Annotated in this window: 8 protein-coding genes; 3 read left to right on the top strand and 5 right to left on the bottom strand. The window is 69.3% G+C overall.

The features are described from left to right. Window positions 1-309 (bottom strand): TetR/AcrR family transcriptional regulator (locus tag KUTG_RS17490; protein ID WP_232240838.1); only part of this gene is annotated, 309 nt, incomplete at its 3' end. A gap of 76 nt (window positions 310-385) precedes the next feature. Here KUTG_RS17490 and KUTG_RS17485 point away from each other — a divergent pair. After that, window positions 386-1,564, top strand: coding sequence for a cytochrome P450 (locus KUTG_RS17485; protein WP_043718171.1), 1,179 nt, complete (start codon window positions 386-388; stop codon window positions 1,562-1,564). 251 nt (window positions 1,565-1,815) lie between these two features. Here KUTG_RS17485 and KUTG_RS17480 read toward each other — a convergent pair whose 3' ends face one another. The 3 genes from KUTG_RS17480 to KUTG_RS17470 all read right to left on the bottom strand — a co-directional run bounded on the left by KUTG_RS17480 (window position 1,816) and on the right by KUTG_RS17470 (window position 3,485). Next, complete coding sequence (locus tag KUTG_RS17480; protein ID WP_043718169.1) at window positions 1,816-2,175, bottom strand: GntR family transcriptional regulator; 360 nt, start codon at window positions 2,173-2,175, stop codon at window positions 1,816-1,818. Next, the gene (locus KUTG_RS17475; protein WP_043718162.1) at window positions 2,172-2,882 is read right to left on the bottom strand and encodes a hypothetical protein; all 711 of its coding nucleotides are present in this window, start codon (window positions 2,880-2,882) and stop codon (window positions 2,172-2,174) included. The genes KUTG_RS17480 and KUTG_RS17475 overlap by 4 nt, the downstream gene beginning before the upstream one ends. Before the next feature lie 132 nt (window positions 2,883-3,014). Next, complete coding sequence (locus KUTG_RS17470) at window positions 3,015-3,485, bottom strand: Lrp/AsnC family transcriptional regulator (protein ID WP_232240837.1); 471 nt, start codon at window positions 3,483-3,485, stop codon at window positions 3,015-3,017. 93 nt (window positions 3,486-3,578) lie between these two features. Between KUTG_RS17470 and KUTG_RS17465 the strand changes: the two genes are divergently transcribed. Both KUTG_RS17465 and KUTG_RS17460 read left to right on the top strand, forming a co-directional pair. Further along, complete coding sequence (locus KUTG_RS17465; protein ID WP_052394788.1) at window positions 3,579-4,391, top strand: hypothetical protein; 813 nt, start codon at window positions 3,579-3,581, stop codon at window positions 4,389-4,391. Then, a complete protein-coding gene (locus KUTG_RS17460) occupies window positions 4,388-5,614 on the top strand; it encodes an MFS transporter (protein WP_043718157.1) in 1,227 nt (408 codons plus the stop codon). The genes KUTG_RS17465 and KUTG_RS17460 overlap by 4 nt, the downstream gene beginning before the upstream one ends. On the opposite strand, the gene KUTG_RS17455 is transcribed toward KUTG_RS17460, so the two are convergent. Continuing rightward, on the bottom strand, window positions 5,604-7,712 hold the full coding sequence (locus tag KUTG_RS17455) for a putative bifunctional diguanylate cyclase/phosphodiesterase (protein WP_052394786.1): 2,109 nt from the start codon (window positions 7,710-7,712) through the stop codon (window positions 5,604-5,606). The genes KUTG_RS17460 and KUTG_RS17455 overlap by 11 nt on opposite strands. Window positions 7,713-7,714 lie beyond the last annotated feature (2 nt).

Raw genomic sequence — 7,714 nt, 5'->3', positions numbered from 1 at the left:
CAGCAGGCGGAAGCCGTCCGGCTCGGCCGCCGCGGCGGCGATGAACGCGTGCAACGTGCTTATGTCGATCTTCTCGGCCTGGGCGGCCACCGCGATCAGGTCGCCGATCCGTTCCAGGGCCTGTCGGTAGAGATCCCGCTTCGAGTCGAAGTGCCGGTAGACGATCATGCGGCTGATACCGGCCTCGTGGGCGACGTCGTCCAGGCTCGTCGCGGCGAATCCGGCCCGCGCGAACGCCGTCGTCGCCGCCGCCAGGATCTGCTCCCGCCGCTGCGCTCGTGGCAGTCGTTCGCTGCGCTGTCCCGTCACGTGCACTGTCCTACCAGGTCGCCGATGTTGACAGGCGTGTGTATATTTCAAAGTATACGTAGCCTGGGGAGGGACGATGACCGCACTGCCGCAGCTGCCGTTCGTCGACGGCGGCCTGCTCGAACCGTCACCGCAACTGCTGAAGCTTCAGGCCGAAGGGCCCATCACCCGCATTCGCACGCAGATCGGCGACGAGGCGTGGCTGGTCACCCGCTACGACGAGGTCCGCGAGCTGTTCGCCGACCCGCGTCTGGGCCGCTCGCACCCGAATCCGCAGGAAGCTGCCCGTACGACCAACTCCGTCCTGGTCGGCGGCGCCGTCGAGGACGACAACGAGGACGAGAACCACGCCATGATGCGGGCGATGCTCATGCCCGCCTTCTCGCCGCGGCGGATGCGGGCGATGCGCCCCCACGTCCAGGAGATCGTCGACACCGTCATCGACGGCATGCTCGCCGACGGCGGTCCCGTCGATCTGCACGAGCGGTTGTCCATGCCGCTGCCCGTACTGGTCATCTGCGCCCTGCTCGGCGTGCCTTACGAGGACCGGGACGACTTCCGCGCCTGGTCCGATGCCGTCGGCGACACCGTCGACGGCGCTCGCTCCGCCGCCGGTTGGGAGAGCCTCAACGCGTACATGAAGGGGCTCATCCATCGGAAGCGGTCCGAGCCCGGCGACGACCTGATCAGCGACCTCGTCGCCGACTACGGCGACCGGGTCGGCGACGAGGAGCTGTCCGCCCTGTGCGCCGGCCTGCTGTTCGCCGGCCACGAGACCACCATGGTCCGCATCGACGTCGGCACCGTGCTGTTCTTGACCAATCCCGACCAGCGCGAGGCCTACGTCCAGGACGAGAAGCTCGCCGCCTCCGCCATCGAGGAGGTCCTGCGCCGCAGCATGACCGGCGGTGGCGGTCTGCTCCGCTACGCCCGAGAGGACATCGAAGTCGGCGGCACCACGATCAAGGCCGGCGACGCCGTCCTACTCGGCGCCGGCGCCGCCAACCACGACGAGCGGGTCTTCGCCGACGCCGTGCACTTCGACATCTCCCGCCCGTCCAACCAGCACCTGACCTTCGGCCACGGCGCCCGCTACTGCATCGGCGCCAGCCTGGCCCGCCTCGAACTCCAGATCGTGTTCGACGCCCTGCTCCGCCGAATCCCCACCCTGCGCCTCGCCGTCCCGGTGGAGGAGATCAAGCTGCGCGTCAACCAGCTCGGCGGCGGTCTTGTCGCAGTGCCGGTCACTTGGTGACTGTCGAACGACGTTTCGGTGCCGGCCGCCATCTGGTGATCAGCACCCGGCCGGGCGTTGCCCCGTAGTTCGCCGAACTTCTCGATTCCGCCGCAGTCGAGAAGTTCGGCGGCCTGGAGAACCTCGCCGAAGGTGAGAACTTCGCCGAAGTCGGGGAGTTCGGCGAACTTGAGAACTTCGGTGAACTTGAGACTTCGGCGAAGTTGAGGAAAGCGCGGAGGAGCGGGTCGGCGCGGGCGGAGGTCCCGGGGTCAGGCGGGGTGGGTGAGGGCCGCGCGCACGATGTGGAGGAGATCGTCGGCGGAGAGGCCGAGGTCCGCGGTGGCGGCGGCGAACTGGCGGGCGGCCTGCTGGGCGCGCTGGAGGCTGTGCTCGCCGGCGGGGCTGACGAAGGTGCCGGCGCGGCCGCGGGTCTGGACGAGGCCGGCCTCCTCGAGCTCGCGGTAGGCGCGGGCGACGGTGTTGACGGCGAGGCCGAGATCGGCAGCGAGCTGGCGGACGGTGGGCAGGCGGGTGCCGACGGCCAGGGTGCGCTCGGCGATCTGACGGGCGAACTGCGACTTGACCTGCTCGTACGGCGGAACGGGCGACGCGGTGTCGAGCTGGATCACCGGGCCACCGGGACCTTCGGCGTCAACGGCTCGTGGGCCATCGCGAAAACCGAGATCACAGCCGAAACGGCTGTGTACACAGTTAACAACCACATCGACGACGAGGTCGACATCGTCACCAGTGCCAGCAGCACGGGGTAGGCGACGGCGGCGTGGCGGGCGTCGTGGACGCGGAGCAGGTCGTCGGCCTGGAGGGATCCGAGGTCGACGGCGATGGGGGCGCGGGTGAGGGCGCCGTGCAACGAGGTATAGGTGACGGCGGCCAGTAGTGCGACGCCGACGAGGAATACGACGGCGAGCTGAATATCGCCGCCGGTGAGAAGTGCGGCGAAACCGAGAAGTGCGGCCCCGGTGTAGGAGACGGCCAACAGGATGCGGGTGCGGCGGCCGACGACGGCGTTGAATTCGACAGGCTCGAAACGGTCGACGTGCTCCCGCTGGGTGGCGGCGACGCGAGCGTCGCCGACGCGCTGGACAACGAGGCCGATACCGGCGGCGAGGGCGACGAGCGCGGTCAGCGACATCGGCCAGATCAAGGCGGTCGAACCGAGAAGGAACTGCGCGACCCGAAGGGCGAGGATCACGGCGACCAGGCCGACACCGAGATGGACGGCCCGCCGGCGGACGAGAAGGCGACCGAGCAGCAGGCCATGGGGCCCCAGGTCCACGCCGCGATAGCGCTGCGTCCACGAGTCGACGTATCCCACGGAGCTCCTCGGCATTGAGTGCGACCGGTTTGACATGTGACTGTCATCACCGTATCGGACCACCGGCTCCGCGTCGCCCGTCGGACGTAGGTCAATACACCCGGCGTCAAGTCCCGAATACACCCGAACGCCTCAGGTGATCTCCAGCACACCGGCCGGGTCGAGCGGGATCTGCCTCAGCACGAGGCGACTCCGCAGCTCACGGACCCCGTGCTCACGCTTGAGCCGTTCGATCAACTCCTCGAATTCGGCGGTGTCGACGCAGGCCATCCGCAGCTGGTAGTCGTACTCCCCGGTCACGTGCGCGGCCGAGAAGATCTGCGGAAACCGGCGCAGTCCCCGCTCGAACTCGGCGCCGGACACGCCGTCCCGCAGCCGCGCCTCGGTGACCAGCACCAACGGCCGGCCGAGGGCGGCGAAGTCGAGGTCGGCACGGTAGCCGCGCAGGAGCCCCGACCGCTGGAGTCGACGCACCCGGTCGGCGACGGCGTTGGCGCTCAGCCGGACGGCCCGACCCAGCTCCTGATACGTGACCCGGCCATCGTGCAGCAGCACGGTGAGGATCTCCCGGTCGACGGCGTCCACTGCGACTTCCGAAGTCATGGTGCCAATCTACCGAGGAGATCGCGGCCAATGACGGCCAAGTGCTGAGAATTCCGCGACAAATGAGGCGGCATTACTGAGAGGGTCGAAGTCATGGGGCCCGACCTGCTCAAACTCCTCCTGACGCCCACCCTGATCATTGCCGCCACCCTCCTCCAACGCCGCTGGGCGACACTGTTCGGCGGCCGCCTCGTCGGCCTCCCGCTGACCGCTGCCTCCTCGCTCACGCTGCTGACCGTCCGCGAGGGCGAGACCTTCGCCGTCCAGACGGCGATCGCGACCCTGTCCGGCCAGTTGGCGATCGCCGCCTTCTGCCTCGGCTACGCCCGCACGGCGCTTGCCCACCGCTGGTCGATCGCGCTGCCGATCGCCATCTGCTGCTACGCGATCGCCGCGCTCACGCTGAGCCTGCACGACTTCTCCTTGCCGGTACTGGAATTCCTCGTGCCGACGGGTCTGGCGGCGACGCTGGCGGCCTGGCCGGCTCTGACGCCGCGCGAGGTTCTGCCCCTGCCGTGGGAACTTCCGGCCCGCATCGCCGTCGCCACGGTCATGACGACGTCGGTCCTCGCGACTGCCACGATGGTCGGGTCGAGAACGATCGGCCTTGTGGCCTCTTTTCCTTTGTTCGCAGCACTGTTCGCCGCGCACGGGCATCATGGGGCCGGCGGCCCGGTGGCGGTCATCTCCCTGCGTTCGGTCGTGGTCGGAGCCTTCACGTCCTCGGTGTTCTTTCTCACGATCGCGAGCACCCTGTCGTTGATGGGCGCCCTCGCCGCGTTCCCGCTTGCCGTGGCGGCAACGGTGTTCGCGCACATTGCGGTCAACCTATTCACCTATGGATCGAATCCTGGCGATTCCTGTATTGGACGCATGAACGAGCGGCAACTAGCTTCCAGTGCATGACCGTGACCCATGCGCCCGAAGATCAAGCACATCGCCGTGGCAGCAAGGGATTCCGTCGCATCAACCTCGGCCTGTTCGCCGCCGGCCTGGCCACGTTCATGGTCCTCTACTGCGTGCAACCGCTGCTTCCCTTGTTCGCCAGGGACTTTCGGCTCACGCCCACCGAGTCGAGCCTGGCGATCTCCGTCGCCACCGGCATGTTGGCCCTGGCGATCGTGCCGCTGAGCATGCTTTCCGAGCGGTGGGGCCGAATGCCGCTCATGACGGCGTCGCTGTTCGCCACGGCGCTGCTCCAGATCGCCGTCGCCTTCAGCCCGAACTTCACCGTCATGTTGGCCTTGCGGGCGTTGCAGGGCCTGGCGGTCGCCGGCCTGCCCGCGGTCGCAATGGCCTATCTCGCCGAGGAAGTACACCGAGGATCGCTCGGATTCGCCGTCGGCCTCTACATCGGCGGCAACAGCATCGGCGGCATGGCCGGCCGTGTGATCGCGGGCCTGGTCACCGATCTCGGCGGCTGGCGCTGGGCGCTCAGCGCTGTCGGTGTGACCTCGCTGGCCTGCGCCCTGCTGTTCCGCGCGGTGATGCCGTCCTCGTCGAACTTCAACCAGAAGCCGATCGGGATGCGCTCGCTGGGCCGCTGCTTCCGGGACAGCGGTCTGGTGCGCCTCTACCTGATCGGCATGATGCTGATGGGCAGCTTCGTCACGATCTACAACTACCTCGGCTTCCGCCTCACGGCCGCCCCTTTCGGCCTGTCGCAGGCGATCGTCGGCCTGATCTCCGTCGCCTACCTCGCCGGCACGGTCAGCTCCCCGGTCGCCGGCCGGCTGGTCGACCGCTACAGCCGGCGCCAGGTGCTGTGGGGGACGGCGCTGGTCAGCCTGGCCGGCCTCGGACTGATGCTCTTCGACAACATCGTGCTCGTCGTCCTGGGACTGCTGCTGCTCACCGCCGGCTTCTTCGCCGGCCACACGGTCGCCAGCGGCTGGGTCAGCGCCCGCGCGGCCCATCCGGCGCAGGCGGCCGCCGCCTACCAGCTGTGCTACTACCTGGGCAGCAGCGTCGGCGGATCCGTTGGCGGGCTTGCCTTTTCGGGCGGCGGCTGGGTTGAGGTCACGGTGTTCACGGCCGCGTTGACGCTGGGCATGCTGGCGCTGGGACTGAGCCTGCGCAAGCTGGCTCCGGCCGCGCGGAACCTCGTCCGCACACCGGTCACCGTGTGATCAGCGGTCCGATGTCCTCGGGGCCGCCGGGCTCGCCGAGCGCCACGCCCTGACCGGCGTCCACGCCGATCTCCCGCAGCCACGCCACATCGTCCAGGGTGTCCACGTTCTCGGCGATCACCTGCATGCCCATCTGGTGGGCCAGCGACACGGTGTTCCACGAGACCGTCGCCGGAATCGTCTCCCGCTCCCCGTTGGCCTGGGCGACCACTAGATCCCGGCTCTTGAGCGCGGTCAGCGGTCGGGCCGCCAGGCGCTCCGGCGGGTGCCCCGACAGCCCGGAGATGCTGAAGGTGATGCCGCGTTCGGCGAGCAGGATCATGTCCTCCTCCTGCTCGTCGCCTTCGCCGTCGAGGGCGTCGGGTTCGAGCTCCAGCCGCAGCAGATTGCCGTCGAGGCCGCTGTCGGCCAGCGCCCGCAGCACGTTCGGCAGGAAGTCGGGGTCTCGCGCCTGCCGCGGCGGCATCTTCACGCTCACGACCGGGGCGCGCTCGCCGAACTCCAGCTGCCATTCGCGCGCCTGCCGGCACACCTCCAGCAGCAGCCACTCGGACAGCCGCACCACCAGCCCGGTGCGCTCGGCCAACGCCAGGAACTCCGCCGGCGGCAGCACGCCGTGCTCGGGGTGATCCCAGGCCAGCTGCGCCTCGACGGCCATCAGACGGTTGTCGCCGAGGGCGCGAATCGGCTGGTAGATGACGGTGAACTCGCCGTTGTCCAAGGCCACGGGCATGGTCAGCGCCAGCTGGAGCTGCGCGCGGTCACGGTCGCAACGCTGCTTGTCGAACAGGGCCCACTGCGCCTTGCCGCCCTGCTTGGCCCAGTGCAGCGCCATCGTGGCGTCCCGCAGCAGCTCCGCCGGCTGTTCCCGACCGACCGCCCGCTCCACGATGCCCGCGCTGGCGTGTACGGACAGCCGGTGCCCGAGCACCGTCACCGGTTCGTTGATCAGCCGCATGGCCTCCTCGACGAGCGGCGTCACGGTCCGGGTGCCCTCGGACTCCTCGATCAGCAGCGCGAACTCGTCGCCGCCGAGCCGGGCGGCCAGCATCTTGTTGTCCTCGGCGTGATAGCGCAGCTTGGTGCCCAGCTTGAGCAGCACCTCGTCGCCGACCTCGGGGCCGAGCCCGTCGTTGATGGCGGCGAACCCGTCGATGCCGAACACGCACAGCGCGACCCGCCGCGGCCGGTCCACACGTCCGAGCACGCTGTCCAGCCGGGCCATGAACGCCGTCCTGGTCGGCAGGCCGGTCAGCGGGTCCTGCATGCCGAGCGTGGCCATCGCCTGGTTCGCGTAGTGCAGCTCGGTGGCGTCCTCGACCATCGCCACCTGGTACGTGGCCACGCCCGTGGAGTCACGCACCGCGGACACGGTGACGTTGGCCCACAGCATGTCGCCGTCCTTCTTCAGCAGCCGCTGCCGGCTGCGGAACGACGGGTACTCGCCGCGGAACAGCCGGTCGTAGCGCTGAAGGGTGTCGGGGATGTCGTCCGGGTGCAGGATGTCCGCGCCGGTCAGCCCGTTGAGCTCCTCGCGGCTGTAGCCGAGCAGCTCCTGCAGCGCCTGGTTGGACTCGAGGATGTTGGAGTCGAAGTCGCCGATGGCCAGCCCGATCGGCGCCGAGTCGAACACGGCCAGGAAGCGGGACTCGCTGTCCTGCAGCCGCCGCTGCGCCACGTCCGTGGCCAGCCACATGGCCTGCTTGATGACCTCCTGCTCCTCGAAGGTGCGCTCGCGCAGCGCCTCCGAGTAGCCGGTGCTGAGCCGTCCGAGCAGCTGGACGACCCGGTCCAGCAGCTTGAGGTCCTCGCTGGAGATGCCGGCAGGCCGCACCAGGCCGGTGCCGAGCAGCTGCAGCGTGCGGCCGAGCGCCTCCGGGGCGGTGAAGTGGGCGTTGACCAGCCGGGCCCCGACCTCGATCGCCGGCTCGGGGTCGAACGGCTCGCTGACCAGCGCGGTCAGCAGGTTGCCGGACAGGTCCAGCAGGAAGTCCTCGATCTCGCGCCGGGACATCGGCACGTAGCTGGTGTCGATGATGGCCGCGGCCCAGCCCTCGGCGAACTCGCGCAGTTGGGCGCTGCGACCGTCCTCGGTCATCG

This window comes from Kutzneria sp. 744 (assembly GCF_000568255.1).
Taxonomy (GTDB): Bacteria; Actinomycetota; Actinomycetes; order Mycobacteriales; family Pseudonocardiaceae; genus Kutzneria.
This window is presented reverse-complemented; position numbering and strand designations above follow the sequence as displayed.

Bases quoted from the DNA above. Each gene is read 5' to 3' on its own strand.
- KUTG_RS17485 (WP_043718171.1), top strand. From the start codon at position 386: ATGACCGCACTGCCGCAGCTGCCGTTCGTCGACGGCGGCCTGCTCGAA.
- KUTG_RS17470 (WP_232240837.1), bottom strand. From the start codon at position 3,485: ATGACTTCGGAAGTCGCAGTGGACGCCGTCGACCGGGAGATCCTCACC.
- KUTG_RS17465 (WP_052394788.1), top strand. From the start codon at position 3,579: ATGGGGCCCGACCTGCTCAAACTCCTCCTGACGCCCACCCTGATCATT.
- KUTG_RS17460 (WP_043718157.1), top strand. From the start codon at position 4,388: ATGACCGTGACCCATGCGCCCGAAGATCAAGCACATCGCCGTGGCAGC.
- KUTG_RS17455 (WP_052394786.1), bottom strand. From the start codon at position 7,712: ATGACCGAGGACGGTCGCAGCGCCCAACTGCGCGAGTTCGCCGAGGGC.